Genomic DNA, 26,977 nt, shown 5'->3' with positions numbered 1-26,977 from the left:
GCGGACGCCAGGGCTGATCAACTTTTCGGTTACGTTCTGCCCTTGTGTCCGTACAAGAAACATCTCTCCCCGCTTCCGCACGGCCGGATGTACGGCGGCTGGGCGTCGGCAGCGGTATCGCGCTGTGCGCCGGTGCCGTCCTCGGGCCCGGCGTCCTGACCCTGCCCTCGCTGGCCGCCGCCGCGGCGGGCCCCGCCTCGGTGCTCGCCTGGATCGTGCTGCTCGCCCTGTGCGTGCCGGTGGCCGCCGCGTTCGCGGCGCTCGGCGCGCGGTTCCCCGACGGCGGGGGCGTGGCCACGTATGTGCACCGGGCGATGGGGCCGCGGGCGGCCGCCGTCGTCGGCTGGTGGTTCTACGGGGCGGTGCCGATCGGGGTGGTCTCGGCCTCCTGGATCGGCGGCAAGTACGTGGCCGAAGCGGTCGGCTGGGGCGACGCGGGCGCGGTGGCGGTCGGCGCCGGGGTGCTGGCGGGTGCGCTGGTGTCCAACGCGGTCGGCCTGCGGATGTCGGGCCGGGTGCAGTTGCTGCTCGGCGCGCTGTTGGCAACGGTGCTGCTGTGCGCGGTGCTGGCCGCCGCGCCGCGCGTCACCGCCGCGCACTTCACACCGTTCCTGCCCGGCGGCTGGTCCTCCGTCGGCTCGGCCGCGTCGGTGCTGTTCTTCGCCTTCGCCGGATGGGAGGCCGCGAGCCATCTGTCGGGGGAGTTCGCCGATCCCGGGCGGGACCTGCCGCGGGTGACCCGCTGGACGCTGGCCCTGGTCACGGTGCTCTACCTCGGTCTCGCGGTGGCCACGATCGGCGCGCTGGGGCCCGCCGCGGCCGCCACCGAGACGCCGCTGACCGCGCTGCTCTCGCAGAGCGTGGGCGTCGCCGCCCGGCCCGTCGCCGCGGCCGCCGCGCTGTTCCTGACGTTCGGGGCGGTCAACTCCTATCTGGCCGGCGCCTCCCGGCTGGGCGCGGCTCTGGGCCGGGACGGCGCGGCGCCGCGGTGGCTGGCCAAGGGCGGCGCGCCGGGTGAGGTGCCGCGGCGCTCGCTGGCGGTGCAGGGCGCGGCCGCCGTCCTGCTCGGCGCGGCGGCCGTCGCCCTGGGCGCGGACCTGGATCTGCTGATGCGGGCGACCGCCGCCTGCCTGGCGGCGGTGACCCTGGCCGGGCTGGCCGCCGCGCTGGTGCTGCTGCCGCGCCGCACTCCCCTGTGGTGCGGCGTGGTCGCGAGCTCCGTGCTGACGGCGGCGGTGCTGGCCTTCGCGGGCCCGCTCCTGCTGATCCCCGTGGCGCTGGCTCTGGCCGCCTTCAGCTTCTTGACGCTGCGCCGGGTCCTGCGGTGAGGCGGCGCAGCAGGCGGACGTAGGGGCTCCAGCGGGCGGGGCGCGCGACGGTGCCCGTACAGGCCCGTTCGGCGCGGTCCAGGCCGTCCTCCAGGCAGGCGTCGTGAAAGGGCCGGTAGACCAGCGGCCAGGTGAGCCGGGCCGGGCCGCGGGCGCGCATCGCGAGGGTGTGGCGCAGCACGGTGCGGTCCGGGCCGAGCGGGTGGACGGTGTATTCGTGGAAGCCGTGGAATCCGCGTGGCCCGCTGAAGGCGAAGCGCACCCACTGTCCGGGGACGTGCGCGGCCACGGTGTAGCGGACGGGTCCGTGGCCGCCGCGTGCGCCCCGGGCGAGGGGGCCGTCGAGGACCATCGGGGGCCAGTCGCCGCCCGGCCAGAGCCGGTCGGCGTCGCCGGAGAGTCCGTCGATCAGTTCGCCGGCCTCGGCCCGCGGCACCGGCAGGACCCTCTCGTGCACGTTGTAGACACCCATGGCGCGCTCCTTCGTTCGACGGGCAACCTCTAGAGAGGAGCCTCTAGAGAGAGCTCTCTAGAGGATCCCCTCCAATATAATGGAGGGTACTCTCCAGAACATGGCCAGACCACCCCGCTTCGACACCCAACTGCTCCTCGACACCGCCGTGCGGCTGGCGGCCGAGTCGGGCCCCGGGGGTGTCACGATGTCCGCGGTGGCGGCCGCCGCCGGTGCGCCCAGCGGCTCGCTCTACCACCGCTTCGCCGGCCGCCCCGCGCTGCTCGCCGAGGTGTGGCTGCGTACGGTCGAGGGCTTCCAGGAGGGCTACTTCGCGGCGCTGGCGTCCTCGGCCGATCCGCACACTGCGGGCCGGGCCGCCGCCCGGCACATCGTGGGCTGGAGCCGCACCCACCCCAGGGAGGCGACGCTGCTGCTGTACGGCGCCCAGGACTTCGGGCGGGACGGCTGGCCGGCGGAGTACCGGCGACGCGCGGACGAGGGGAACGGGCGGGTGCGCGCGGCGGTGGCCGCTCTCGCCGACGCGCTCGGCCTGAGCGGCGCCCGCGACGTCGAGCGGGTCTCCCTGGCCGTGGTCGACGTACCGCTCTCTCTGGTCCGCCGCCATCTGCGGGGCGGTACACCGCTGCCCGCGCACGCGGAGGAACTGGCGGAGCGGTGCACCGCCGCGCTGCTGGCCGGCTGACGGGCCGGCGGGCGCACGGCGGTCACCCGCTCGTGAGGCGGCCGCTCGCGAAGCGGCCGGCGGGCGGTCCCGGTCAGCCGGCCGACGCGCAGGTCGTCGGGGTGGCGTGGGCCGGGTCGAGGGCGTTGGCCGTTTCATGGAAGGCGAGGCGGTCCACGAGACCGATGGCCACGTGCTCGGACACATCGGCCCCGCACAGATCCTGGAGCACGACGTTGCGCACGCCGGGACCGTCGAGGAACTGCGACCGGTAGGGCGTGACGACCTCGTCGTAGCGGGTGGAGATGACGGTGTAGCGCACGCCGGGGACGGTGTCGCCGCCCTCGTTGAGGCGGTTGAGGGCGTCCGATCCGGCGATCTGGTCGGTCAGACCGGGAGTGAAGCCGCTGAGATAGTCCTTCGCGCCGGGGAACAGGTCCAGCAGCCGGGTCAGGCCGTTGACGTCGGTGCCGTGATTGCTGGGGGCCAGGCCGACGAGCGCGTTGACCTTGGCGGCCCCGCCGTGGAACTTCAGGTAGAAGCGCGGCATCATCCCGCCCTGCGAGTGGCCGACGACATCGGTCTTCCGCGCTCCCGTCGCGGCCAGCACCCGGTCGACGTAGTCGGCGAGTTGGCGCGCCGACGCGTCCACCGCGCCGAGGCCGTGGAAGAGCGGGACACCGGGGAGCTGACCGTAGTCCAGGGAGAAGACGCAATAGCCGCGGGACACCAAGTAGGGCGCGAGGCCCAGCCAGTTGTCGACGGAGTTGCCGAACGTGCCGTGGACGAGGACCACCGGGCGGGGGTGCGCGGCGGAGGGCTTGCAGGAGAAGTCGTTCCAACCGCTGCTGACGGTGGAGGCGTCGGCGGTGGCGGGGGCGGCGGTGGTGAGACCGATCGCCAGGGCGAGGACGGGGAGGAGGGCACGCGCACGTGACCGGCGCAGCTTCATACGATGCTCCTTGCGGGGTGAGGGGACTCCGAAGTGCTCGTGAGCCGTTCACCTGCGATCCGGATCGCAAGGGCCAACGTTTGACTGAAAGTTAAAGTTACGGCCGGGTAAGCAATGAGGACCAGTCGCGCGACGGTGAAGGAAACGCCACACAACGCTCACCGGACGTCCAGGTCTGCCCGGTCCCCTGCCGCGCCGTGCCGCGCACCCCGACTGCCGCCGCTCCACTGGCGTTGTCAGTGGCCTGCCGTAGAGTCGGAAAGACGTTGGCCGGTTGGGTGACGAGGGGAGTGTCCGGTGGAGAAGGCGGATCTGGCGGGGATCACGGAGATCGCTTCCGAGGCGGAGTTGCGGGAGCTGATGGGCGAGCCGACGGCGCACGCCGCCAACAAGACCCGCGACCGGCTGCACGCCCTGGACCGCGAGTGGCTGGCCCGTTCGCCGTTCTGCCTGATAGGCACCGCCGACGCGCGGGGCCGCTGCGATGTCTCGCCCAAGGGCGACCCGGCGGGCTTCACCCACGTCCTGGACGACACCACCCTCGTGATCCCCGACCGCCCCGGCAACCGGCGCCTGGACAGCTTCCGCAACATCCTCGGCAATCCACGGGTGGGGCTGAACTACGTCCTGCCGGGGCGCGGGGACACCCTGCGCGTGAACGGCCGGGCCCGGCTGCTGAGCGACGCCCCGTTCTTCGACGACCTGGTCGTCAACGGCAACCGCCCGCGCCTGGCGCTGCTGGTCGAGGTGGAGGAGGTCTTCTACCACTGCTCCAAGGCGTTCCTGCGCTCGGAGCTGTGGCGGCCGGAGACCTGGGAGCCGGACGCGCTGCCCACGCGGGCCCGGATCGTCAAGGAGATCGAGGCGCAGGACGTCCCGCTGGAGGAGTTGGAGGAGCACTACGGCCCGCGGTACGCCGAGCGACTGTACGGCTGAAGGACGCGGCCGACGCATCCGGGAGGCGGCGCCGGTCAACGGCACCGCCGACGCTCCCTGGCTCCGGGAGGCGGCCGGTGGAGCCGCCGGTCACGGCTGCCGGCGGCCGGCGCCGCCGAACTTCGCCGCCGGCCGCACCACCCCGGCGCCGAAGCGCGCCCTGGCCCGGTCGACGGCGGCCTCGATCCGGTGCGCCTTGTCGTCGGACGGGTCGAACATGAGCTGCCGGGCGGCGAGTTCGGCCGGGCCCAGGTCCTCCGCCCGCAGCGCGAGGGACCGTACCCGCGCCCGCTGGAGGCCGAGCGCGGCGTGCAGCGCGTAGGCGGCCCTGGTCAGCGCGGGTCCGTGCGCGGTCGGTTCGGCCAGCCGGCGGGTGCGGGTCGTCGTGGAGCGGTCGGCGTAGCGCACGGTGAGGGTGAGCACGCGGGCCACCTGCCCGCTCGCGCGCATCCGCGCCCCGAGGTCGTCGGCGAGGGAGAGCAGCGCGCGGCGGCGCCGCTCCGGGTCCAGCTCATCGTGGCCGAAGCGGTGTTCGGCGCCGATCGAGCGGGCGGAGGCGTTGGGCCGGACGGGCGTCGGATCGATGCCGCGGGCCCGCTCGTGCACCATGCGGCCCGCCTTCGCCCCCAGGATCCGTTGCAGGGTCGCGGGCGGCGCGGCGGCGATCCGGCCGACGCTGTCGAGTCCGTACGCGCACAGGGTGCGGGCGGTCGCGGGCCCGACGCCGGACAGCGTCGAGACCGGCCGGCGGTCGAGGAAGGCGGCGACCGAAGCGGCATCGCCGGGGACGACCCGGATCTCCCCGGGCGCGGCTTCCTGGGCCGCCATCCGGGCGAGCAGCGGATTGGTGGCGATCCCGATCGCGCACCGCACGCCGTGCCAGGCCAGGGCGCGCAGCCGCACCAGTTCGGCGATGCCCTCCGCGTCCCGGTGGAAGTAGCGCACCGCGCCGCGGACGTCGGCCAGCGCGGCGTCCGGCGGCAGCGCCTCGATCACCGGCGTGAACTGCGCCAGCAGCCGCAGCAGTTCCTCGTACGCCTCCGCGCTCACGGGGTGGTCGTCGGCGTCGCGGAACCGCACGTGGAGCATGCCGGGCGGCCGCGGTGCGGAGGTCATCCCGCGCTCCCCGGGCTGGCGTGCCACAACTTGCGTCCGGTGGCGGCGCGTTCACCGGCGGGCTGGAGATCGGCCCAGGGGTGCAGTTCGTAGCCGGTCGGCAGCCGGATGGTGCGCCCGCGAGCGGGGTCCGGCCCGCCGGAGCCGTCCGCGTCCCCGGAGTCGTCCGCGTCCCCGGAGCCCGTTCCCCGGGGGTCGTCCCTGCCGCCCGCGCCGTCCGGGGCTCCGGATCCGTCCGGCTCCCCCGCCGCCCGGCCGGGACCGGCCGCGAGCCGGGCGGTGACCGCCTCCAGGCCGCCCTCGCGGCGCAGTTCGGCCAGCTCGGCGAGGTTCCAGGCGGCGGCGCCGACCACACTCAGGCTGCGCGGCCCGCGCCGCTGGACCGTGCCGCGCACCAGCAGCAGCCAGGAGTGGAAAACGGTGTGCGCGCATGCGGCAAGGGCACTGGTGGTCTCTCCCGGGGCCCCAGGGCCCGGGGCAGCGTCGAAGAAGGCGCAGTCGACCAGGCCCGTACTGTCGTCCAGGGTGGTGAAGATGACCCGGCGGCCGGAGCGGATCGGGGGCGTCTGGGTGGCCGCCTTGGCCCCGGCGACCAGCACCGTCTCACCGTTCCCGACGTCGCGCAGCAGCCGGGCCGGCAGCGCGCCCAGCTCCTGGAGGAACTCCTGGTGGTCGGCCATCAGGTGCCGGGAGGCGTCCATGCCCAGGACGCCGAGTTCGGCGCTGAGGCGTTCGACGTCGTTGAGGTCGGGCAGGCCGGCCGGCTCGACCACGTCGGCGCCCGGGTCCACCGGGCCGCTCGCGTCGAGGGCTCCCGCGGGCAGGGTCAACTGCCCGCCGGGTGCGCTCCGCCGGCGGTGGTGCAGCTCGGCGAGGTGCAGCAGCAGGTCCCGCCGGTTGGCCCCGAAGGCATCCAACGCGCCGACCCGGGCGAGGCGTTCGGCCACCGGGCGGCTCGGACGGGCGCGCTGCCACAGGTCCTGGAGCGAGTGGTAGGGCTGACCGTCCTGGAGGCGCCGCGCCTCGGCCTCGCTCATCCCGTGGACGTCACGGAACGCCAGCCGCAGCCCCCAGACCCCGGAGCCGTTCCCGTTGCCGTTCCCCTCGCCCTTGCCGTTCCCATACCCCTCTCCACGCACCGAACCGGACACCAGTTCGATCCGATGGGTGATGCCGGACCGGTTCACCTCCAACGGCAGCACCGGCACCCCGCGCCGCCGCGCGTCCGCGAGCAGCAGCCGCTTGGGATACATCCCGGGGTCGTGGGTGAGCAGCCCGGCGTAGAAAGCCGCGGGGTGGTGCGCCTTGAGCCAGGCGGACTGGTAGGTGGGCACCGCGAAGGCCACCGCGTGCGCCTTGCAGAAGCCGTACGCGCCGAACGCCTCGACGATCTCCCACGTGCGCGCGATCACCTCGGGCGCGTACCCCCGCCGTTCGGCGCACGCCGCGAACCAGGCGCGCACCCTGCCCTGGAGTTCCGGATCCGACAGCGCGCGCCGCTTCTCGTCCGCCTCGTCCCGGGCGCAGCCGGTCATGATCCGCAGCGTCTCGATGACCTGCTCGTGGAAGACCACCACCCCGTAGGTCTCGCGCAGCGGTTCCTCCAGGTCGGGGTGCGGGTAGCGGACCGGCCTGCGGCCGTGCCTGGCCTCGATGAAGGGACGCACCATGTCGGCGGCGACCGGTCCGGGTCGGAACAGCGAGATGTCGACCACCAGGTCGTGGAAGGTGGCCGGCTGGAGCCGTCCGACCAGGTCACGCTGGCCCGGCGATTCGATCTGGAAGCAGCCGAGGGTCTCGGTGGAGCGGATCAGGTCGTAGGTGGCCGGGTCGCCCGGCGGCACCTGCGCGGGGTCGTCCAGGTCGACGCGCCGCCCGGTGGCCCGGCCGATCTCGGCGACCGCGTGCGCCATCGCGGACTGCATGCGCACGCCCAGCACATCGAGCTTGAGCAGCCCCATCTCCTCCACGTCGTCCTTGTCGAACTGGGACATCGGCAGGGGTGAGCTTCCCGGTCCCTGACTGTCCGGGACCTCGCCGCTGGTCGGTACGACGGGGGTACGGTCCAGCAGCGAGGCGTCGGAGAGCAGCACCCCGCACGGGTGCATGGCGATGCCGCGCGGCAGGGCGTCCAGCGCCTCGACCAGCTCCCACAGCCGCTCGTCGCCGTCTTGGCGCACTCCGCGCAGCTCGGGGAGTTCGGCCAGCGCCGCCCGCGCGTCGCGGGCCCGGATGTGCGGGAAGGACTTGGCGAGGCGGTCGACGCGGGCCGGGTCCATGCCCAGGGCGGCGCCCACGTCGCGTACGGCGTGCCGCACCCGGTAGGTCTCGGGCATCGAGACCGTCGCGACCCGTTCCGCGCCGAAGCGGTCGAAGATCGCGCGGTAGACCTCCAGACGGCGGGCGGATTCGACGTCGATGTCGATGTCGGGCAGCGCCTTCCGCCGCTCGGACAAGAAGCGCTCCATCAGCAGTCCGTGGGCGACGGGGTCGGCGTGCGCGATGCCCAGGAGGTGGTTGACCAGGGATCCGGCGCCGGACCCGCGGGCCGCGACCCGGATGCCCTTCTTCTTGATGTCCTCGACGACCTGGGCGACGGTGAGGAAGTAGGTGGGGTAGCCGAGCCGCTCGATGGTGCGCAGTTCGTCGTGCAGCCGCTCCCAGCGGGCGCGGTCGCGGTCGTAGCCGCGCAGGACCATCCCGGCGGCGCAGCGCGAGCGCAGCACCCGAGCGGCGGTGCGGTGTTCGGCGCCGACCAGGCGGGCCTCGGGGAAGTGGACGCGGCCGAGCCCGATGTCGTCCCGCGGGTCGACCAGGCACTCCGCGGCGGTCTCCTCGGTCATGGTGAGCAGCCGGTGGGCGAGGCCGCGGCGGAATCCGGCCGCCTCGGCGATCCGCTCGGCGGTGTGCCGCATCGCGGCGGCGTCTTTGAGCCACCGCTCGCCGCAGTCCCACGTCTCGGGGCGGTGCCGGTCGACGGGCACCAGGCGGCGGGCGGAGTCCAGGACGTCGGCGACCGGGCCCTGGCCGGGGTCGGCGTAGCGGACGGCGTTGGTCAGGACGGCGGGCAGGCCCTGGTCGACGGCGAAGCCGAGGGTGCGGGCGGCCAGCCGGCGGGAGCCGGGCCCGCTGCCGTCCCGACCGTGGTCGACGACCTCCAGGCGCAGCGCGTCGCCGTACAGTTCGCGCCAGGGGGCGAGGAGCCGGGCGGCGCGGTCCGGACGGCCGGCGGTCAGCGCCCGGCCGACCTCGGAGTCCGGCCCGAGCAGGACGCTCAGTCCGTCCGGTGCGGCTTCCAGGGCGCCCCACGCGAGGACGGGGTGGTCACCACGGCCCGCGTGGGCGGCCGAGACCAGCCTGCACAGGGCGGCCCAGCCGGCCGCTCCGTCGCGGGCGAGGAAGACGGCGCGGGGCGCGGACTCGTCGAGGAAGGCGCCGCCGCGTACGGGGGTGCGCGGGCGGGTGGTGGGGTGCGGGGCGGACCCGTGCTCCCCGGTGGCCGGTTCCGCGATGGCCAGTTCCGCGCCGAACAGGGGGCGGATGCCGGCCTCGGCGGCGGCCTTGGCGAACCGGACGGCGCCGGAGAGGCCGTCCCGGTCGGTCAGCGCGAGGGCGTCCATGCCCCGTTCGGCGGCGCGCTCGGCCAGCCGCTCCGGGTGGGAGGCGCCGTAGCGCTGGGAGAACCCGGAAGCGGTGTGCAGATGCGTGAACCCGGGCATCCGCACCTCCTGCCTCATCCGCCCCCGACTTGTCCTGAATCCCTCGTTTCTCTCTCCATCATAACTCTCACTCGAACATTCGTACGAACACCTTTCGAAGGGCGCCTCCGTCCGCCGATCAGCCCCGTCCGGTCGGCGCGATCCCCCGACCGCCCGGAAGATATGGGGCAAACCACCCTGCGGGATCACGGCACGAACGGGGCGAGGAGCGGCGCATGGCCACGACGGACGACGGCACCTCCACCACCTTCCGGCAGGAGGTGAAGGACGCGGTGACGGTCCGGGCCGCGCTGCTGGTCCTCGGCGTGCTGGGCCTGATGGTCGCGTTCATCACGTCGTACACCGGCGCCTTCCACCACCCCAGGCCGACGGACGTGCCGCTCGCCGTGGTCGCTCCCGCGCAGGCCGGCGGGCAGTTGGTGGGCAAGCTGGACCGGCTGCCCGGCTCACCCCTGGACCCGCGCGCGCAGTCCTCGGAGGCGGCCGCGCGGCGGCAGATCGCGGACCGGGAGATCGACGCCGCGCTGATCGTCGATCCGCGCGGCAGCACCGACCGGCTGCTGGTCGCGAGCGGCGGCGGCGCCTCCCTCTCCCAGGCGGTCGAACTCGTCGTCCGGGAGGCGGAGAAGGCCCAGCGGCGCACTGTGCGCACGGTGGACGTGACCCCGGCGGACAGCGGCGACTCCCGCAGCCTGTCGTCCTTCTACCTGGTCGTGGGCTGGTGCGTCGGCGGCTACCTGTGCGCCGCGATCCTCGCGATCAGCGCGGGGGCGCGTCCGGCCAACGGGTCCCGGGCCGTCATCCGCCTGGCCGCCCTCGCGCTGTACTCGGTCGCCGCCGGCCTGGCCGGCGCGATCGTCGTGGGCCCCGTCCTGGGCGCGCTGCCCGGCAGCGCCTACGGACTGTGGGGGCTGGGCGCCCTGATCGTCTTCGCCGTGGGAGCCACCACGCTGGCCTTCCAGGGGCTGCTGGGCGTCATCGGCATCGGCCTGGCGATCCTGGTCGTCGTGATCCTGGGCAATCCGAGCGCGGGCGGCGCCTATCCGTATCCGCTGCTGCCGCCGTTCTGGCGCGCGATCGGGCCCGCCCTGCCCCCGGGCGCGGGCACCTGGGCGGCCCGCTCCGTCGCCTACTTCCGCGGCAACGCGCTGACCGGCCCGCTCCTGGTGCTCTCCGCCTGGGCGGCGGGCGGGGCGCTGCTCACGGTCGCCCTCGCGATGCTTCGCAAACGGAACGGCGACGGGGAGCGGCTGCCGGCCTGAGCGCCGGCACGGTCCCGACCCGCCCCGGACGGTATACGAACGGCGCCGCGCCGATGCGGAGGCGGCCTCCCGCCCCCCTCTTCGGCCATTCGACGGAGATCGACACTCATCCGAACGACCGGTCGGGCGGCCGGATTCTTCCGTTTCGCCCCTGAACAAACCCCCCTCAGGAGATCACTTCCTCCCCATCCGTGCTGGCCGGACGCCACCACCCCGACGACCGCGCCGGCACCCCACGGCACTCCTTCACGCCACTACGCACAGCTTTCATCTATCGACTGAAAGTGATCGTTCGATGTGCGTTCGAAGTGGGCATTGGAGCAGACTCCCGTCCGGTATCTGCACCTTCGAGCAAAGGAGTTGTTTCATCATGCGGTACATCACTGGGGGAATCGCGCTCGGCGCGGCACTGGTTGCCGGTGCGCTGGCCACTACCGCGCAGGCCGCCGCCCCGGCGCAGCCCGCCGGGACCGGTGGTCTCTACGCACCGTCGGCACTGGCGCTCACCGTCGGCCAGGGCGAAAGCCGCGCGACCACCCAGGTACAACGCGCGGTGACGCTGAGCTGTACGCCCACGGCGACCGGAAGCCACCCGAACGCGCGAGCGGCCTGCGCCCAGATGCGTTCGATATCCGGTGACTTCACCGAAGCGACCACCCCCGCGCCGGACAGGATGTGCACCAGGGAATACCGACCCGTCACGGTCACCGTCGACGGCGTGTGGGACGGCCGCCGGGTGTCCTTCACGCACACCTTCCCCAACTCCTGCGTGATGACCGCCTCCAAGGGCTCGGTCTTCGATTTCTGACCCGACCGGTCCAGGCTCCCGGACATCGGACGGCGATGCCCGGGGGACCGCCCCCCGACGCGGCACCGGCACCCGGACGCCACAGTTGTCCGGGTGCCGGTGCCTTGCGCCGCACGGGCCGGGGCCCAGGTCACGACGTTCCCGCCGCCACCGTGCGGGGCGGTCAGCCGATCTGCGCGCCGTACGTCTCCAGGGCCTCCGTGACCGGCTGGAAGAAGGTTTCACCGCCCGAGGAGCAGTCGCCGCTGCCGCCGGAGGTGAGGCCGAGGGCCGACTCCCCGTCGAAGAGCGCGCCACCGCTGTCGCCGGGCTCGGCGCAGACGTCGGTCTGGATCAGGCCCTCGACCGTGCCTTCCTGGTAGTTGACGCTCGCGTTCAGCGCCTTGACCGTGCCGTCGTGCACCTGGGTGGTGCTGCCGCTGCGCTGCACCTTCTCACCGACCGTGGCCTCCGCGGCCTTGGTGATCTTCTGAGTGCCTCCGTTGTAGAGGTCGACCTCGCTCGGGTGCGCGGTGTCCCCCGTGTACTTGACGAGGGCGTAGTCGTCACCGGGGAACTTGGAGTCCTCGGTGGCCGCGATCTCCGAGCCGCCCTGCTGGTCGGACCAGCTCTTGACGGCGTTGCCGCAGTGCCCGGCCGTCACGAAGTACGGCTGGCCGTCCTTGACCACGTTGAAGCCGAGCGAGCAGCGCGAGCCGCTCCCCCAGATCGCGTCGCCACCGGCGATGAAGGGCTTGAACTCCCCCTTGCTGCGGCGGAGTTCGACCTTGTCGCCGAGGCCCTTGGCGACCTCGGTCAGCCGGTCGAGCCGGGCGCCCTTGACCGTGCGGTCGGCGGTCACCACGACCTTGTTGCTCCGGGGGTCGATGCCCCAGGACGTACCGGGGATGGTGGCCTTCGCCTTCAGCGTCCGGCGGGCCGAGTCGAGCTGGGCGAGGGTGTGCCGGACGAGTCTGGCTTCCGCGCCCTTGGCGCGTACGGCCTCGGCCGCCGTTTCGTTGACGACGTTGACCACCAGCTTCTTGGCCTTGGCGTCGTAGAAGGCGCCGGCCGTGCCGGTCTTGAGCTGGGATGCCAGCGTGCTCGCGGCGGTGGAGGTCAGTTCGGCGACCGTGGGGGCGGGGGTCGCGTTGGCCTGGGCGAGGGTGACGGTGGCGGCTGCCGCGACGGCCAGCGCTCCGGCACCGGCCAGGACCGCGCGCCGCTTGGGTATGCGTCGGTGCTTCAACTCAAAGCCTCCCGTGGGGGGAAGAGCCCGCTCTGTGGGGAGAGGTCCGGGCCCGGAGAGTGAGAGAGGGCGACACGAACGGGTCCGCCCCGCCGAGTGGCACCGGGGAGTCGCGTCCATGCCAACGTGAGCCGAGTATTCCCGCCCCTCTCCCCCGCGCACAAGACCGAGTTCCGGTCGGAGGTGCGGGCGTTCACCCTTTCCTCACACGGCGGTCACACAGCTCCGTGCCCGGCCGGAATCCTGGGCACCGACGTCAGCGGACATCGGCGGGCGGGCACGGCCGGGCGGGTCGCCGGGGGCCGCGCGAGGTGCGGGGGCCGCACCTGTCCGGAAAGCACCGGTCCGGGCCACGGAACAGACCCGGACCCGGACGGGAGGACGCCTACGCCCGCGCCTACGGCAGGTTCTCCGGCGCGGGGAGATCATCCGGCTCGGGGAGGGCGGCCAGCTCGGGCGGCAGGGCGTCGCCCTCGAACCGGTCCCCCTCGGCGGTCGGGCGGACGTCCTCCGGCTCCTCCAGCCCCGGCTCTCCGCCGACCCGACCGGCCCCGGCCTGCCCCACCTCGGCCTGCCCGGCCGGGACCTCTCCCACCCCGGTCTTCCCTGCCTGGGCCTGCGCCTGGGCCTCCGCCTCCGCCAGTGCCGTCTGCGACTGGGCCTGGAGCCCGGAGCGCTCCAGGAAGCGCAGCAGCTCCACGGGGAAGGGCAGCACGAGGGTGGAGTTCTTCTCGGCGGCGACCGCAACCACCGTCTGGAGCAGCCTCAGTTGCAGCGCCGCCGGCTGGCCGGACATCGCCGCGGCCGCCTCGGACAGCTTCTTGGACGCCTGGAGCTCGGCGTCGGCGTTGATCACCCGGGCCCGCCGGTCGCGGGTCGCCTCCGCCTGCCGGGCCATCGACCGCTTCATCGTCTCCGGCAGGGAGACGTCCTTTATCTCCACCCGGTCGATCCGTACGCCCCAACCCAGCGCGGGGCTGTCGATCATCACGGCGAGGCCCTCGTTCAGCTTCTCGCGGTTGGAGAGCAGATCGTCCAGATCACTCTTGCCGATGATCGAGCGCAGCGAGGTCTGGGCGACCTGGGAGACCGCGAAGCGGTAGTCCTCGACCTCGACGACCGCCTCGGCCGCGTCCACGACCTTGAAATAGACCACCGCGTCGACCCGGACGGTGACGTTGTCGCGGGTGATGCCCTCCTGGGCGGGCACCGGCATCGTGACGATCTGCATGTTGACCTTGCGCATCCGGTCGACGCCGGGAACGATCATGGTGAAACCCGGCCCGCGCACCTGGGACGCCAGCCGTCCCAGCCGGAGCACCACACCGCGTTCGTACTGCTTGACGACCCGTGCCGCCGCGATGAGGTAGACGGCGCCCACGGACGCCAGCGCCACCCCGGCGGTCACCAGTTCTTCGACCATCACGGCCCCCTGATGTGAGCCATCCGCCGCCCGATTGCATACCGTTTTCCATGGTATGCCCGGTCCGGAGGATGGTCGAAAAGCCGTGGCGAAACGCATGCGGGCCCTCGTCCGCCGGCGGACGAGGGCCCTTCGTGCTGCCGGATCGCGTTTCCGGTCGAGCCGTACAGGTGGAGCCGTGCCTGTGGAGCCGCGCCCGGCCGTGGAGCCGGCCGGTGTCAGCCGGTCAGTAGACGCTCACGCCGTACGCGCTGAGCGCCTCGGTGACGGGCTGGAAGAACGTGGTGCCGCCGGAGCTGCAGTCGCCGCTGCCTCCGGAGGTGAGGCCGTGCGCGGTGGACCCGGAGTAGAGCGGGCCGCCGCTGTCACCGGGCTCGGCGCAGACGGTGGTCTGGATGAGTCCGGAGACGATGTCGCCGCCGCCGTAGTTGACGGTGGCGTTCAGCGCGGTGACCCGGCCGCTGTGGGTGCCGGTGGTGGAGCCGCGCCGGGTGACCGTCTGCCCGACACTCGGGGTGGAGGCGCTGGTGATGTCCTGGCCGCCGACCGTTCCCGGGTGCGACACGGAGGTGTTGGTGTACTTCACGATGCCGTAGTCGTTTCCGGGGAAGCTGGATCCGGTGGTCGGCCCCAGGCTCGTGGTGCGCGCGGAGTTGCTGTACCACGGCGGGTTGCCGTCGGTGCAGTGGCCGGCCGTCAGGAAGTAATACGTGCTGCCGCTACGGACGTTGAAGCCGAGCGAGCAGCGCCAGCTCGGCGCGTAGATGGCGTCGCCGCCGGAGATGAACTTGCGGAAGGTGCCCGCGGTGCGCTCGATGCGCAGCGCACCGGCGTTGCCGCCCGCAGCCCGCTCGATCTTGGCTATCTCCGCCTGGGAGACGGTGCTGTCGGCCGTGACGACAAGGGAGTTGGCCGCCTTGTCGACCCGCCACGCGGTGCCCGCGACATCCGCGGCGCGTACCGCGTTGCTCGCGGCGGACAGTTGGGTGGCGCTGAACTTCTGGGCGGGCGCGGTGTTCTGGGCGTTGGCGGTCGGGATGGCGATGGCTCCGACGGCCACGAGTCCGGACGCGATGGCGATCAGCCGGGTGCGTCTCGCTACGCCGCTGCGGGGGGTGGTGCGCTCGTTCCTCACGTGATTCCTCCGAGGGGATCGGTTGGGCCACCTGTAGGCGGCCTGTGAGGCGCAGCCGAAAGGCACACGGGAATCCGCACGTTCCTTTTCCGCGTGCCCCTGACAAGCGCTGATCGGGAGTGTCGGGGGCGCCACCCCCGCAGCGCAAGAGGGATTCACGAATGTCTACGGGCCGGACACATGGTTGTCGTACGCCCGCACCCGCGGCGTCAACTCCCCATGAGAGAAACGGCCGTCGGCGTCGAGCGGGGCCGCCGGACATCACCCCTGGTCCGACCACGGAACCGACCCGGCGGTTGTGTCCTGGTTCCGAACCGTTCCCGACGCTTGCTGACTAGGTGTCGACGCCGCCGAGCGCGTACCCTACGTGATGCCCGCCGCACTGTCAGTTCCCCTTTCCCACAGGGGAGCTGACGACACGCCACCCCCTTTGCACCAGATGTGTCACGAACCCCCCGTGCGGCGGCTATCCACTTGGCACACCCTCCGCCTCATGGACGACGATAGAGAGGCGGATACACAGACACCGCGGGTGAGAGGAGGCGTCAATGGGATCGGTGCGCAAGGCGAGTGCCTGGCTTGGCCTCGTCGACGACAACGATGACGAGCGCTACTACGACGACGAATACGCCGAAGGACCCCAGGCCGGCGAGAGCGGCGGCGACTCCTGGGTGACCGACCCACGCGTCCGGGTGGCCGACCGGACCGCCCAGGACCAGGGCACCCGCATCGCCACGGTCACCCCGGACGGCTTCCGGGACGCCCGTGGCATCGGCGAGCTGTTCCGGGACGGCGTCCCGGTGATCGTCAACCTGACGGCCATGGAACCGGCCGACGCCAAGCGCGTGGTGGACTTCGCCGCCGGCCTGACCTTCGGCCTGCGCGGATCGATCGAGCGCGTCGCCACCCGGGTGTTCCTGCTGACTCCCGCCGACTACCAGGTCGTGAGCGGGGAGGCCCGCGGCCACCGCAACGGCGGTTTTTTCAACCAGAGCTAGCCGGCGGGGCCGCTCAGCGGAAGGCGTCGAGTCCGGTGAGGGCCTTGCCCAGCACGAGCTGGTGCATCTCGACGGTCCCCTCGTAGGTGAGGACCGATTCGAGGTTGGTCGCGTGCCGCATCACGGGGTATTCGAGCGAGATCCCGTTGGCGCCCAGGATCGTCCGCGCGGTGCGGCAGATCTCGATCGCCTCGCGTACGTTGTTCAGCTTGCCGAAGCTGATCTGCTCGGGGCGCAGCCGCCCCGCGTCCATCCGCAGCCCCAGGTGGTGGGCGAGCAGGATTCCCTTGTGCAGTTCGACGGCCATGTCGGCGAGCTTGGCCTGGGTGAGCTGGAAGCCTCCGATGGGCCGGCCGAACTGCTCCCGGCCCTTGGCGTAGTCCAGGGCCGCCTCGAAGCTGGCGCGGGCGGCGCCCATGGAGCCCCAGACGATGCCGTACCGGGCGTGGCTGAGACAACTGAGCGGGCCGCGCAGGCCGGTGGCGCCGGGGAGGACCGCGTCGGCCGGCAGCCGTACGTCGTCCATCACCAGTTCGCTGGTCACCGAGGCGCGCAGGGACCACTTGTGCTTGATCTCGGGGGCGGAGAAGCCGGGGGTGTCGGTGGGGACGGCGAAGCCGCGGATGCCCTCGTCGGTGCGGGCCCAGACCACGGCGACGCCGGCCACCGAACCGTTGGTGATCCACATCTTGCGGCCGCTCAGCACCCAGTCGGTGCCGTCCTTCTTGGCGTGGGTGCGCATGCCGGCCGGGTCGGAGCCGTGGTCGGGTTCGGTCAGGCCGAAGCAGCCGATGATCTCGCCGGCGGCCATGCCCGGCAGCCAGCGCCGCTTCTGCTCCTCGGAGCCGAAGCGCCAGATCGCATACATGGCCAGGGAGCCCTGGACGGAGACCAGCGAGCGGATGCCGGAGTCCGCGGCCTCCAGCTCCAGACAGGCCAGGCCGTACTGGACGGCGGAGGCACCGGCGCAGCCGTAGCCGGTCAGCGACATCCCGAGGGCGCCGAGCGAGCCCAGCTCCCGGGCCAGCTCGCGGATGCCGGGGAGCTCGCCGCGTTCGTACCAGTCGGCGATCTGCGGCAGGACCCGGTCGGCGGCCCACTGGCGGACGGTGCCGCGGACGGCGCGGTCCTCGTCGGTGAGCAGGTCGTCGATGCCCAGGGGGTCGGCGGCGTCGAAGGGCGGCGGCGAGGACGGCTGTGCGGACATGACGGGGCCTCCGGCGGGTGCGGCGCGCGAAAACTAGCAGTGGTAGTTATTGCCGTTCCGACGGTACGGCCCCCAGCACCGCCGGGCAAGGGTCACCGGGCGCGTGGCGGCGTACGGCGCGTCGCGGGCCCGCCGTACGGAAGGAGCCCGCGGCCAGGGGGCCGGGCCGTCAGCGGGTGGAGTTCGCCGGAGCCGGTTCGCCGTCCACCCGCCCGCCCGTCGCCTGGGCGCCCACCACGGGCCGCTCGCCCGGCGCGGTCTCGTCCTCGGCCTCGGCCCGTTCCGTGGATTCCGCGGCGCGGCGCGGCAGCCGCAGCGCGATCGCCGCGCCGAGCAGCAGCAGCACGGCGCTCGCGACGAGGGTGACGTGCAGGCCGTGGACGAAGGAGGCGCGGGCCGCTTGGCGCAGCGCGGCCCGGGCCGGTTCGGCGAGCCCCGCCGCGACCTTGTACGCCTCGCCGAGCGAGTGCGACGCCGAGGCGGCGACCGCCCGGGGCACCCCGCCGACATGGTTCAGGCCCGGCGCGTAGGCGGCGTTCATGACGCTGCCCAGCAGCGCGACGCCGATGCCCGCGCCCAGTTGGTAGGACGTCTCCCCGATGGCGGCGGCGCCGCCGGACTGTTCGGCGGGCGCCTCGCTGAGCATCGACTCGTACGCCCCGAACAGCGTGGACTGGAAGCCGAAGCCCAGCAGCACGAAGCCGAGGGAGAGCAGCCAGGGGCGGTCCTGGTCGCTCATCGCGGTCAGGCACAGGACGGCGACGGCGGTGAGGACGAAGCCGAGGGCGACCATCGCGCGCGGGCCGACCGCTTGCAGCATCCGCGAGCCGGTCAGGCCCGCGGTCATGGCCGCGAAGACCAGCGGCAGCATCCGCACACCGGTCTCCAGGGGGCTCAGTCCGAGGACGAGCTGGAGGTACTGGACGGCGATGAGCTGGAGGCCCACCAGGGCGAGCATCGCCAGCACGATGCAGCCGACGGAGGTGCCGAAGGCGGGGCGGGCGAAGAGCCGCATGTCGATCAGCGGATGGGCGCGGCGGCGCTGGCGGCGGACGAAGAGGACGAGCAGCAGGGTGCCGGCGACGATCGGGCCGAGGGTGGTGGGATCGAGGACGGCGGTGCCGCTCCCGATCCGCTTGACGCCGAGGACGACGCCCAGCACGCCGAGGGCCGCGATGATCGCGCCGATCACGTCCCAGGGGCCGTTGCGCTCGCCGCGCGACTCCGGCAGCAGCCAGCGGCCTATCAGCAGCATCACGGCCATCATCGGGATGTTGATGAGGAAGACCGAACCCCACCAGAAGTTCTCGACGAGGAAGCCGCCGAGGACGGGGCCGACCGCGGCGCCGACCGCGGCCACCGCGCTCCACACGCCGATCGCCACCGCCCGCTCGCGCCGGTCGGGGAAGACCTGGCGCAGGATCGACAGGGTCGCCGGCATGATCATGGCGCCGCCGATGCCGAGCAGGGCGCGGGCCACCATCAGGATCTGCGGGTTGGGCGCCAGGGCCGCGGCCGCCGAGGCCAGACCGAACAGGCCGTAGCCGAGGAGGAGGACGCGGCGCCTGCCGACGCGGTCCCCGAGCGTGCCGAAGAGGATCAGCAGCGACGCCGCTATCAGCGGATAGACGTCGACGATCCACAAGAGCTCCACCGGGCCGGGCCGCAGGTCCTCGGTGACGGAGGGCACGGCCACGTACAGGATCGTGGTGTCCAGCGCGACGAAGAGCAGGCTGACGCACAACACGATCAGCACGGTCCAGCGGTTCACGCCGCCGCCCGAAAGCCGGGGAACACCAGCCGTCCGCCCCTTGCCGGACGTGGTCGTCCCGGACATGCGGTACCTCCTGTCATGCTCTCGCGGCCGCGGATCAGGGCGCGAAAACGGCCCCGGTGAAACGGCGGCACGGGCGAGTATGAGACGTCAGACTACGCGAATCACCCGGGGGGCCGCGTGGCTCACCTCACGATGAGACGCGCATCGCAAGGCAAGGCGTTCCCGCACCCGCCGTCGATGAGCGCTCTTCGGCCACCTGGATAATCGGCCGGATGAACGATCTCGCCTCCACCGCCGCCGCCGACCGGACGCGGCGCGGCACGGCCGCCCGGGCCGCGCTGCACCGTGCCGCCCCGGCGCTCGCGGCGTACGCGGCGATCCGGCTGCTCGGCCTGACCGTGCTCACGGTCTGGTCGGCCGCCGACGGCAAGAACTGGCACACGCTGCTGACCGCCCGCTGGGACTCGCTCTGGTATGCCCGCGTCGCCGAGCGGGGCTACGGCTACAGCCTGCCGCTGCCCAACGGCGACGTGCACTCCGACCTGGCGTTCTTCCCGCTGCTGCCCTGGCTGGAGCGCGGACTGTCGGCACTCGTCCCGCTGTCCGCCGCCGACGCGGGCATGGTGGTGGCCTGGTCGGCGTCGCTGGGCGCGGCGTGGGCGCTGTACGCCACCGGCGAGCGACTGCACGGGCCCCGGGCGGGGGTGGCCCTGGCGGCGCTGTGGGCCGCGCTGCCGGTCGGGATCGTGCAGTCGATGGCGTATTCGGAGTCGCTGTTCACCGCGCTCGCCGCGTGGGGCGTGTACTGCGTGCTGACCGGGCGCTGGGTGGCGGCGGGCCTGCTGGCCTGCCTGGCGGGGCTGACCCGGCCGGTGGGCGCCGCGGTCGTCGCGGCGGTGTGGATCACGGCGGCGGTGACGGTGCGCGACGAGCGGGCCGGCGGCGTGCCGTGGCGCGCGTTCTTCCGCGGCCGGCACCGGGCGATGCTGCTGGGCGTGCTGCTCGCCCCGCTCGGCTGGTGCGGCTACTTCCTGTGGGTCGGGGCCCGCCGGGGCGGTCTCACGGGCTATCTGGACGTCCAGGGCGGCTGGGGCAACGGCTTCGACGGCGGTATCGCCTTCGCCGGGTTCGTGTGGCGGCAGTTGTCGGGGCCGGCTTTCGCGGGCGGCCTCGGCCTGCTCGTCGGCGTCGGGCTGGTGATCTGGCTGTATCTGCGCGGTGCGCGGCAGGGCCAGCCGCTTCCGCTGCTGGTCTACGGCGGCGTGGTGCTGACGCTGGCGCTCACCGCGAAGGGCTACTTCGGCTCCAAGCCCCGGCTGATGCTGCCCGCCTACCCGCTGCTGCTGCCGCTCGCGGTGGGCCTGGCCCGGTGGCGTCCGGCACGGTCCTGGCTGGTGGTGGGGCTGATCGCGGCCGGATCCGCCGTCTACGGCGCCTTCTGGCTGAACGGTTCCGGCCCTCCGTGACCGGAAGAACCCGCTCCGTCGACGCCCTGCGCCGGAAACAGGTCACGGCGCGCCGGGAAATCGCGGATAAACCGGCGCCGGAGAAAAGCAGATAAGGCGTTCGCGACGACGCCGGGCAGCCGTCCCGGGAGCCATTCCTAAAGGCGGGGAATTCCCTTCCGAATCCTCGTCCGCACACCCCGCCTGAGACGTATTCCACATCACATCGTCATTACAAAGCTCACAGTTTGACCAAGCTGCTACATCACACGCGGTAACGTCGATTGAGTGCGTACCGATGACAAGCTCGACCAGATGGAGGAGCGCCCGACCGATCGCGCCCGACCCCGCATGACCCGGACCCGCCTGTGGCTGTTCGGAGGCACGCTGGCGGTGTACCTCGCGATCGTGGTCGGAGTGCTGGCGACTTCATGGCTGGTCACCTTCGACTGGCAAGTCATGTTCTTCCGGCCGTACAAGCAATGGCCGCAGATTCATGCGTTCCTCGACTACTTCGTCGTGCTGGGACAGCGCGGACCGACCGCGGTGGCGGTGGCGGCCTGGCTGGGTTGGCGCTGCTGGCGGCAGCGCAACCTCCACCCGCTGCTGGTCCTCGGCGCCTCGCTGCTGCTGCTGAACCTCACCGTGGGTGCCGCCAAGATCGGCATGGGCCGCCTCGGCCCGCACTACGCCACGACGGTCGGCGCCAACGAGATGGCCCTCGGCGGCGATATATTCCCCTCCGGCCACACCGCGAACGCCGTGGTCACCTGGGGTGTGCTGGCCTATCTGGCGACCACCCCGCTGCGCCGCCGCACCCTGTCGGTGATCGCCGCACTGGGCGCGCTCGGCGTCGGCATGACCACGGTCTACCTCGGTACGCACTGGGTCAGCGACGTGCTCCTCGGCTGGGCCGCCGGCCTGGTGGTCCTGCTGGCACTGCCGTGGCTGGAGCCCGGGCTGACCTGGGCGGAGGACCGCATCATGGGCATGCTGCTGCGGCTGTGGCTGCGGCTGCGCCCGGACTCCCTGCGCGGCCCCCTGCCGGTCGGCGCGATGGCTCCGGGAATGGCCCGGCAGCGGGTCGCCCCGGACGGCGAGGTGCTGGTCCGCGAGACGGTCGGCGCCGGGACGGGCCGCGGCTCCGCCGCCCGCGCCCCGGACGGCTGGCCGCACCACCCGCCGCGCCCGCACACCTCCCGCTCGGAGCGCTCGCCGGTCACCCCGGCGGGCAGCCGCCGGCCGCCGCACGCGGACCGCGTCCCGCGCACCACGCCGCTGAGCCCCACCTCGGGCCGCGGCCGCAACGGAACCGGCTGACCGCTCCCCCACGAACCGCGGGGCCCGGTACGCACACCCGCCTCCCCGCACCGAAGGCCCCGGCCGCTCCCTCGGGAGCACCGCCGGGGCCTTCGTCGTCGCCTGATTCCAGGGTCTCAGCCCTGCCAGGTGCGGTGCACCACGCCGTCCTTCACCTCGAAATTGAGCCGGCCGCTCACGTACTCCATGGTGATGATGGCGCCCGGCGGAAGGGAGCGGACGGTACTCCAGCCGTGCGCGCGGGCCCGCTCCTCGGCGTCCTGCTGGGCGAGGCCGATATACGCCTCGGTGTCGTCCTGGGGGGTGTGCGGAGTGTTCGGTACGGGTGCCATGACAGCCACCGTATGCGCCCGCGCCGGGGCACGGAAGGCCCTTCCTTCGCACGCCGCGGTGCCTTGGCGGTCCCGCATTGGTCACACTTGTGTCACAGCGAACGCTCGTGCGTTTGCGGTAACTTCCGTCACCCATACGTGCCGTGCGTTGCCGCAACCGGGTGGAAAATAAATCAGCCGGAATTCGCCCCTGAGCGCGTGGGGAACGGAATGCGACCGGCTCGGCCGACGGCGGGCCCGCCCGCCCCGGCAGTTCCCCGGCCGCCGGGAATTCCCGCTGCCCCGGCCCCTTCTTCACCCGCCCGGAAATAGCCGGACGAGACACACTCCGCACACATTTCCCGCACATCGCCCCTTCCCGCCGGACCACTCGCGACGCCGCACCCGCGACCGCGCTCCGGGACCGGGACTGCAACTGCGACTGCGACTGCGACCGCGGAGCCGCGTCGGCCCCCTAGCCGAGCGCCCGCGAAAGCCGGTCCCGCACCTCGCGTATCCGCTCCACCAGCTCCGGCGGTTCGCGGACCTCGAAGTCGAAGCCCAGCAAGACGATGTGGACGACCATCTCGTCCAGCCCCTGCGCCCCGGTGCGCAGCAGGCAACTGTGGTCGTCGACCGCCTCGATCACCCCGGCGGACGGGCTGACCCGGGCGGCGGCCTCGGCCGCCGGCACCCGCAGCAGCACCGTCGCCCGCTCCGCGTAGGCGCGCGTGGAGACGCCCTCGGAGACGTACGCGGCGAGATCCTCGGCGGGCGGCGTACGGGGCGTGAACGACGGGCCGTGCGGCGGGGTGGGGGTGATGCGGTCGGCGCGGTAGGTGCGCCAGTCGGCGCGGTCCAGGTCCCAGGCGACGAGATACCAGCGGCGCTGGGCGGACACCAGGCGGTGCGGTTCGACCGTACGGCGGGTGACCGTGCCGTCGTGGGCGGCGTAGGCGAACCGCAGTTGCCGGCAGTCCCGGCAGGCGTGCGCGAGTTCGGTGAGGACCCCGGGGTCGACCCGGGGGCCGCCGGGCGGGGCGAGCATCGGGACGGTGAAGGCGTTCAGCGCGCCCACCCGGCGGCGCAGCCGGTGCGGCAGTACCTGCTCCAGCTTGGCCAGGGCCCGTACCGAGGTCTCCTCGATGCCCGCCACGCCGCCCACCGCGGCACTGCGCAGCCCGACCGCGACCGCCACCGCCTCCTCGTCGTCCAGCAGCAGCGGCGGGAGCTCGGCGCCGGCCCCGAGTTGGTAGCCTCCGGCGGTCCCGGGGGTGGAGTGCACGGGGTAGCCCAGCTCCCGCAGCCGGTCGATGTCGCGGCGTACGGTGCGCGGGGTGACGCCGAGCCGGTCGGCGATCTCGGCGCCCGACCAACTCCGGTGCGCCTGGAGGAGGGAGAGCAGGCGAAGCAGCCGTGCGGAGGTGTCCAGCATGCTGTCGAGTCTCGCAGCCTTCGAGGACGGATACGGTCCTCGGGTCCGGGCCCAAGGCCGGGCCCGGCTCCCGCCCTCTCCGGACCGCCGGTCGCCGGCTCACGCCTCCCGCGGGCCCGTCACTCCTCCCCGGCCGGCCCCGCGACGCGTATCGCCAGGTCGTTGTCGAGCGTGTAGTACGGGCCGACCAGCACCTGCGCCCCCGGCGCCGCGACCGGCAGCGCGGGGTAGCTGAAGACCTGCTTCTTGTCCGGGACGTCGTCCAGGAGGCGGGCGATGCGGACCGGCCGGGCGCCCTCGGCGGGACGCAGCCACACATCCCACGGCTCGGTGCCGCCCTCCCAGCGGCGGGCCAGCTCCTCGTAGGGCAGCGTGAAGGAAAAGTCCGGGCCGTCGACGTCCAGGGGCACGCCGACAGGGGCCGCGCCGCCCGCCCGGCCGCGCCGTGGGCGTGCCTCGGCCCGCGCCCCGGCGGCCGGGGCCGCGCCGTAGAGCCGCCCGGAGACCGTCATCCCCTCCGGCGCCACCAGGATGTCGCCGGCCTCCGCGTGCGGGCCGCGCAGCCAGCTACGCAGCGCGAGATTGCCCCGCTTGGTGGCGTACGGGATGCGCACGCCGAGCTGGCCGATGCCCGCCAGTGGCCGGCGGTCCACCAGCGACCGCAGGTCGTTGACGCCCGGCAGCAGCCGCCGCGGGGCCCGGCCGTCACCGAGATCGGCGTAGGCGTTCCAGCGGCCCTCGGCGAGGGCGACGGTGCTCGGCAGGACGGCGCGCAGTCGGCCCGTGCCGTTGGGTCCGAGCGGCAGCCGCACCTCGTCGTCGACGCCGTCGCCGCCCCGCAGCCGCAGCACCAGCGCGGCGTTCCAGGCGGCGGTGTGGTCGTCCGGGGCGGTCAGGTCGAAGGTGAGTCCGCCCGCGGAGTCCGCGATGCAGTCGGCCTTGAGCTCCACCGGTTCCGCCGGCGGGCCCGTCTCCTCGCCCGCCGCGGCGCCGGCGGCCGGCCCGCGGCGACTTTCGGGCGCCGTGCCGTGGGGTCCTGCGGGCGCCGGGAGGGCGGGTTGCTGGTCGATGGCCGAGGGCTCCTTCGCCTGGTGTCCGGTCGGGGGCAACTGCGTCGAGGCGTTCATGCCGTCCGCACCCCTCTCAGCGCGGCGCGGGCCGCGTCCTTGGTGGCGTATGCGCCGCTCAACAGGGCTCCTCGGGTGCGGTGCAGGGTGCCGCGCAGGCGGCTGCCGCGTCTTTGGGCGAGCAGTTCGCCGAACAGCGCCTCGTAGCGGCCGGCGACGGTGGCGGGGTCGAAGCGGGCCGACGCGGCGAGCGCGGCGGCGCCCATCCGCTTGCGGGCGGCGTCGTCGTTGATCACTTCCAGCAGCGAGGCGGCCAGCGCGGACGGGTCGCCGACCGGCACCAGCTTGCCGTCCACCCCGTCGTTGATGATCTCGCGGGGGCCGTGCGGGCAGTCGGTGGCGACGACCGGCAGGCCGCTGCGCATCGCCTCCACGATCGTCATGCCGAACGATTCGAGGCTGGAGGAGACGGCGGCGACGGAGCCCTTGGCCCACTCCGGCTCCAGCGGGGTGGCCGGGCCCATGAGGAAGACGTGGTTGTAGAGGCCGAGTTCGTCGATCAGGGCGCGCAGGGCCGGCTTCTCGGCGCCGCCGCCGTATATCCGCAGCCGCCAGTCGGGGCGCTCGGCGGCGACCTGGGCGAAGGCGCGGATGAGGACGTCGTAGCGCTTGGCCTTGGCGAGCCGGCCGGCCGCGACAACCCACTTGCCGGTGCCGTCGGCGGGCTGGAGGCCGGGCGCGGGCACGCTGTTGGGCACCGCTTCGACGCGTACGCCGGGCAGCCGCAGCGTGGTGCGGTAGGCGCGGGCGTCGGCCTCGGTGACGGTGGTGACCGCGTCGAGCCGCGGGTAGGCGCCGCGCAGCGCCAGCTTCAGCGCGCGGCTGTGGGTGTCGAGGGTGAGGTGCTCCTGCCCTATGCGGACCGGGCCACGGCGCGCCTGCCGGGCTATGTGGACGTTCAGCCCGGGCCGGGTGCCGACCACGACGTCCGCCTCGGTCCGGCGCAGGTGCTGGGCGATCCGGCGGTCGGTGAGCTCGCTGTACTGCGCGAAGCGGCCCTCGGCGGCCGGGAATACCTTGGCGGGGCGGGTGTGCGCGGGGTCGGCGCCCTCGTACGTGGAGGCGGACTCCCTGAGGTCCACGAGGGGGCGCAGCGCGACGCGTGGGCCGAGGTCGAAGGCCGGGGCGTCACGGTGGCGCAGCACGGACACGATCTCGACGTCGTGGCGCTCGGCGAGCGTGCGGGCCAGGTTGAACGTGGTCCGGATCGTCCCCCCGATGCCGTAGGCATTGTGTATCAGGAATGAGATGTGCATCCGTCCCCGTGTCCCCTGGTCTTCCTACTGGTTCCGCTCCCCGACGGACCGTGGCGCGCGCTGACGCGGCGTCATGCTCCGACTGCTGAACGCTAAGAGCGCGAAACGAGGTTCCGGGTTGACGGCTTTCGCCAAGTTGTTCCGAAAAAGTTAGGCAATCGGTAGGCGTGGGAGGGAACCTGACGGACGCGAAATCCCTCACCCCTGCGGCGGCGTCACCGGAATCGGGTCCACCGCCGCTCCCTGCCGCTCGGCCGCGGGCAGCACCAGCCTCATGCCGACGATCAGGCGTTCGGGCCGCGACCCGACGATTTTCCGGTTGGCCTTGTACAGGGCCCGCCAGCCGCCCGGGACGCGGTACTTGCGCGCGATCTTGACGAGTGTGTCGCCGCGCCGGACGACGTGGGTGCCGCCGGCCGGGTCGTCGGGGGAGCTTCCGGGCGGGCTCTCGGGCGGCGGGCCGTAGGTGTGGCCGCTCAGTCCGTAGCGCTTGGAGCAGGTGGGCCAGGCCGCCCAGCCCTGCCGGGCGAGCACCCGTTCCGCGACCTCGATCTGCGCCTCGCGGGTGGCGAGGTCCGCCCGCGGCGCGTGGGTGAGGCCGCCGAAGCGCTTCCAGGTGGGCTGCCAGAACTGGAGGCCGCCGTAGTAGCCGTTGCCGGTGTTGATGTGCCAGTCGCCGCCGCTCTCGCACTCGGCGACGCAGCCCCAGGGCCACTGGTCGGCGGCGCAGGCGTACGCGGCCGGGCCACCACCGGCCGGGCCGCCACCGGCGGGGGCGCCGTCGCCCGGGCGGCCGTCCCCGATGTCGCCCCCCTGGGGCCGGGGGGCCGGCGCGGCACCGGCCAGGCACAGGACCAGAGCGGTGGCCGCGGCGGTGAGCAGCCCGGCCGGGGCCGCCAGGCGCCGCACCATCGGAGAGTTGTCTGACACAGGCCGGGAGGCTAGAGCGCCGCGCGGCGCGGGCCGGGGGGGGGGGGGCCGCGCGCAAACACCCCCCCCCCCCCCTATGTTCCTACCCCCCCCCCCCCCCTCGCTCTCTTTTTCCCAAGCGGTGGGGC

22 protein-coding genes are annotated in these 26,977 nt (G+C 73.4%); 8 read left to right on the top strand and 14 right to left on the bottom strand.

Annotated features, from left to right (window positions below; all coding sequences use genetic code 11):
• The first annotated feature begins 44 nt into the window (after positions 1–44).
• The gene (locus tag ACZ45Z_RS29540; RefSeq protein ID WP_468368730.1) at positions 45–1,328 is read left to right on the top strand and encodes an APC family permease; all 1,284 of its coding nucleotides are present in this window, start codon (positions 45–47) and stop codon (positions 1,326–1,328) included.
• Here ACZ45Z_RS29540 and ACZ45Z_RS29535 read toward each other — a convergent pair.
• A complete protein-coding gene (locus tag ACZ45Z_RS29535) occupies positions 1,294–1,800 on the bottom strand; it encodes an SRPBCC family protein (protein WP_468368729.1) in 507 nt (168 codons plus the stop codon). The genes ACZ45Z_RS29540 and ACZ45Z_RS29535 overlap by 35 nt on opposite strands.
• A 100-nt stretch (positions 1,801–1,900) precedes the next feature.
• Here ACZ45Z_RS29535 and ACZ45Z_RS29530 point away from each other — a divergent pair, with 100 nt between their 5' ends.
• Entirely contained in the window at positions 1,901–2,485 is a 585-nt protein-coding gene (locus ACZ45Z_RS29530; protein WP_468368726.1) for a TetR/AcrR family transcriptional regulator, read from the top strand.
• A gap of 73 nt (positions 2,486–2,558) precedes the next feature.
• Here ACZ45Z_RS29530 and ACZ45Z_RS29525 read toward each other — a convergent pair whose 3' ends face one another.
• Positions 2,559–3,416, bottom strand: coding sequence for an esterase/lipase family protein (locus ACZ45Z_RS29525; protein WP_468368723.1), 858 nt, complete (start codon positions 3,414–3,416; stop codon positions 2,559–2,561).
• A 297-nt stretch (positions 3,417–3,713) separates the two neighbouring features.
• On the opposite strand from ACZ45Z_RS29525, the gene ACZ45Z_RS29520 reads away from it, so the two are divergent.
• Positions 3,714–4,352 carry a pyridoxamine 5'-phosphate oxidase family protein gene (locus ACZ45Z_RS29520; protein ID WP_468368720.1) on the top strand — a complete coding sequence of 213 codons (639 nt, stop codon included), beginning with the start codon at positions 3,714–3,716 and terminating at the stop codon, positions 4,350–4,352.
• Between the two features lie 90 nt (positions 4,353–4,442).
• On the opposite strand, the gene ACZ45Z_RS29515 is transcribed toward ACZ45Z_RS29520, so the two are convergent.
• The gene (locus tag ACZ45Z_RS29515; RefSeq protein WP_468368718.1) at positions 4,443–5,468 is read right to left on the bottom strand and encodes a DNA polymerase Y family protein; all 1,026 of its coding nucleotides are present in this window, start codon (positions 5,466–5,468) and stop codon (positions 4,443–4,445) included.
• The gene (locus tag ACZ45Z_RS29510; protein WP_468368715.1) at positions 5,465–9,187 is read right to left on the bottom strand and encodes a DNA polymerase III subunit alpha; all 3,723 of its coding nucleotides are present in this window, start codon (positions 9,185–9,187) and stop codon (positions 5,465–5,467) included. The genes ACZ45Z_RS29515 and ACZ45Z_RS29510 overlap by 4 nt, the downstream gene beginning before the upstream one ends.
• Before the next feature lie 215 nt (positions 9,188–9,402).
• On the opposite strand from ACZ45Z_RS29510, the gene ACZ45Z_RS29505 reads away from it, so the two are divergent.
• A complete protein-coding gene (locus ACZ45Z_RS29505; protein WP_468368712.1) occupies positions 9,403–10,449 on the top strand; it encodes a DUF3533 domain-containing protein in 1,047 nt (348 codons plus the stop codon).
• 370 nt (positions 10,450–10,819) lie between these two features.
• Positions 10,820–11,257 (top strand): subtilase-type protease inhibitor, encoded by a 438-nt coding sequence (locus tag ACZ45Z_RS29500; RefSeq protein ID WP_468368710.1) that lies wholly within the window; start codon positions 10,820–10,822, stop codon positions 11,255–11,257.
• A gap of 163 nt (positions 11,258–11,420) precedes the next feature.
• Here ACZ45Z_RS29500 and ACZ45Z_RS29495 read toward each other — a convergent pair whose 3' ends face one another.
• The 3 genes from ACZ45Z_RS29495 to ACZ45Z_RS29485 all read right to left on the bottom strand — a co-directional run bounded on the left by ACZ45Z_RS29495 (position 11,421) and on the right by ACZ45Z_RS29485 (position 15,043).
• Entirely contained in the window at positions 11,421–12,485 is a 1,065-nt protein-coding gene (locus ACZ45Z_RS29495) for a S1 family peptidase (RefSeq protein WP_468368708.1), read from the bottom strand.
• Positions 12,486–12,882: 397 nt separating this feature from the next.
• Entirely contained in the window at positions 12,883–13,908 is a 1,026-nt protein-coding gene (locus ACZ45Z_RS29490) for a slipin family protein (RefSeq protein ID WP_468368705.1), read from the bottom strand.
• 226 nt (positions 13,909–14,134) lie between these two features.
• Positions 14,135–15,043: a S1 family peptidase gene (locus tag ACZ45Z_RS29485; RefSeq protein ID WP_468368702.1), complete on the bottom strand. Its 909-nt coding sequence runs from the start codon at positions 15,041–15,043 to the stop codon at positions 14,135–14,137.
• A gap of 548 nt (positions 15,044–15,591) precedes the next feature.
• Between ACZ45Z_RS29485 and ACZ45Z_RS29480 the strand changes: the two genes are divergently transcribed.
• Positions 15,592–16,041 (top strand): cell division protein SepF, encoded by a 450-nt coding sequence (locus ACZ45Z_RS29480; protein ID WP_468368700.1) that lies wholly within the window; start codon positions 15,592–15,594, stop codon positions 16,039–16,041.
• Positions 16,042–16,054: 13 nt separating this feature from the next.
• On the opposite strand, the gene ACZ45Z_RS29475 is transcribed toward ACZ45Z_RS29480, so the two are convergent.
• Both ACZ45Z_RS29475 and ACZ45Z_RS29470 read right to left on the bottom strand, forming a co-directional pair.
• Positions 16,055–17,248 (bottom strand): acyl-CoA dehydrogenase family protein, encoded by a 1,194-nt coding sequence (locus ACZ45Z_RS29475; RefSeq protein ID WP_468368697.1) that lies wholly within the window; start codon positions 17,246–17,248, stop codon positions 16,055–16,057.
• A gap of 169 nt (positions 17,249–17,417) precedes the next feature.
• Positions 17,418–19,085, bottom strand: coding sequence for an MFS transporter (locus ACZ45Z_RS29470; RefSeq protein ID WP_468368695.1), 1,668 nt, complete (start codon positions 19,083–19,085; stop codon positions 17,418–17,420).
• A gap of 212 nt (positions 19,086–19,297) precedes the next feature.
• On the opposite strand from ACZ45Z_RS29470, the gene ACZ45Z_RS29465 reads away from it, so the two are divergent.
• On the top strand, positions 19,298–20,491 hold the full coding sequence (locus ACZ45Z_RS29465) for a hypothetical protein (RefSeq protein ID WP_468368692.1): 1,194 nt from the start codon (positions 19,298–19,300) through the stop codon (positions 20,489–20,491).
• Between the two features lie 267 nt (positions 20,492–20,758).
• On the top strand, positions 20,759–21,790 hold the full coding sequence (locus ACZ45Z_RS29460) for a phosphatase PAP2 family protein (protein ID WP_468368689.1): 1,032 nt from the start codon (positions 20,759–20,761) through the stop codon (positions 21,788–21,790).
• A 116-nt stretch (positions 21,791–21,906) separates the two neighbouring features.
• On the opposite strand, the gene ACZ45Z_RS29455 is transcribed toward ACZ45Z_RS29460, so the two are convergent.
• From ACZ45Z_RS29455 to ACZ45Z_RS29435, 5 genes are all read right to left on the bottom strand, one after another.
• Entirely contained in the window at positions 21,907–22,122 is a 216-nt protein-coding gene (locus ACZ45Z_RS29455) for an I78 family peptidase inhibitor (RefSeq protein WP_468368686.1), read from the bottom strand.
• Between the two features lie 454 nt (positions 22,123–22,576).
• A complete protein-coding gene (locus ACZ45Z_RS29450) occupies positions 22,577–23,536 on the bottom strand; it encodes a helix-turn-helix transcriptional regulator (protein WP_468368684.1) in 960 nt (319 codons plus the stop codon).
• A gap of 119 nt (positions 23,537–23,655) precedes the next feature.
• Positions 23,656–24,663, bottom strand: a complete 1,008-nt coding sequence (locus ACZ45Z_RS29445) for a hypothetical protein (protein WP_468368681.1) — start codon at positions 24,661–24,663, stop codon at positions 23,656–23,658.
• Positions 24,660–25,919, bottom strand: a complete 1,260-nt coding sequence (locus ACZ45Z_RS29440; protein ID WP_468368679.1) for a glycosyltransferase family 4 protein — start codon at positions 25,917–25,919, stop codon at positions 24,660–24,662. The genes ACZ45Z_RS29445 and ACZ45Z_RS29440 overlap by 4 nt, the downstream gene beginning before the upstream one ends.
• Positions 25,920–26,117: 198 nt before the next feature.
• A complete protein-coding gene (locus ACZ45Z_RS29435) occupies positions 26,118–26,849 on the bottom strand; it encodes a transglycosylase family protein (protein WP_468368677.1) in 732 nt (243 codons plus the stop codon).
• Between the last annotated feature and the right edge of the window lie 128 nt (positions 26,850–26,977).

The organism is Streptomyces sp. NPDC031210 (genome assembly GCF_055570395.1).
Note: the sequence above shows the minus strand (reverse complement) of the source record. Positions and strands in the feature narration are given on the sequence as shown.

What these genes read in the sequence shown, in the direction of transcription:
- ACZ45Z_RS29535 (WP_468368729.1), bottom strand. Translation starts at nt 1,800, where the DNA reads ATGGGTGTCTACAACGTGCACGAGAGGGTCCTGCCGGTGCCGCGGGCC.
- ACZ45Z_RS29530 (WP_468368726.1), top strand. Translation starts at nt 1,901, where the DNA reads ATGGCCAGACCACCCCGCTTCGACACCCAACTGCTCCTCGACACCGCC.
- ACZ45Z_RS29525 (WP_468368723.1), bottom strand. Translation starts at nt 3,416, where the DNA reads ATGAAGCTGCGCCGGTCACGTGCGCGTGCCCTCCTCCCCGTCCTCGCC.
- ACZ45Z_RS29515 (WP_468368718.1), bottom strand. Translation starts at nt 5,468, where the DNA reads ATGACCTCCGCACCGCGGCCGCCCGGCATGCTCCACGTGCGGTTCCGC.
- ACZ45Z_RS29510 (WP_468368715.1), bottom strand. Translation starts at nt 9,187, where the DNA reads ATGCCCGGGTTCACGCATCTGCACACCGCTTCCGGGTTCTCCCAGCGC.
- ACZ45Z_RS29505 (WP_468368712.1), top strand. Translation starts at nt 9,403, where the DNA reads ATGGCCACGACGGACGACGGCACCTCCACCACCTTCCGGCAGGAGGTG.
- ACZ45Z_RS29500 (WP_468368710.1), top strand. Translation starts at nt 10,820, where the DNA reads ATGCGGTACATCACTGGGGGAATCGCGCTCGGCGCGGCACTGGTTGCC.
- ACZ45Z_RS29490 (WP_468368705.1), bottom strand. Translation starts at nt 13,908, where the DNA reads ATGGTCGAAGAACTGGTGACCGCCGGGGTGGCGCTGGCGTCCGTGGGC.
- ACZ45Z_RS29480 (WP_468368700.1), top strand. Translation starts at nt 15,592, where the DNA reads ATGGGATCGGTGCGCAAGGCGAGTGCCTGGCTTGGCCTCGTCGACGAC.
- ACZ45Z_RS29475 (WP_468368697.1), bottom strand. Translation starts at nt 17,248, where the DNA reads ATGTCCGCACAGCCGTCCTCGCCGCCGCCCTTCGACGCCGCCGACCCC.
- ACZ45Z_RS29470 (WP_468368695.1), bottom strand. Translation starts at nt 19,085, where the DNA reads ATGTCCGGGACGACCACGTCCGGCAAGGGGCGGACGGCTGGTGTTCCC.
- ACZ45Z_RS29465 (WP_468368692.1), top strand. Translation starts at nt 19,298, where the DNA reads ATGAACGATCTCGCCTCCACCGCCGCCGCCGACCGGACGCGGCGCGGC.
- ACZ45Z_RS29455 (WP_468368686.1), bottom strand. Translation starts at nt 22,122, where the DNA reads ATGGCACCCGTACCGAACACTCCGCACACCCCCCAGGACGACACCGAG.
- ACZ45Z_RS29450 (WP_468368684.1), bottom strand. Translation starts at nt 23,536, where the DNA reads ATGCTGGACACCTCCGCACGGCTGCTTCGCCTGCTCTCCCTCCTCCAG.
- ACZ45Z_RS29445 (WP_468368681.1), bottom strand. Translation starts at nt 24,663, where the DNA reads ATGAACGCCTCGACGCAGTTGCCCCCGACCGGACACCAGGCGAAGGAG.
- ACZ45Z_RS29440 (WP_468368679.1), bottom strand. Translation starts at nt 25,919, where the DNA reads ATGCACATCTCATTCCTGATACACAATGCCTACGGCATCGGGGGGACG.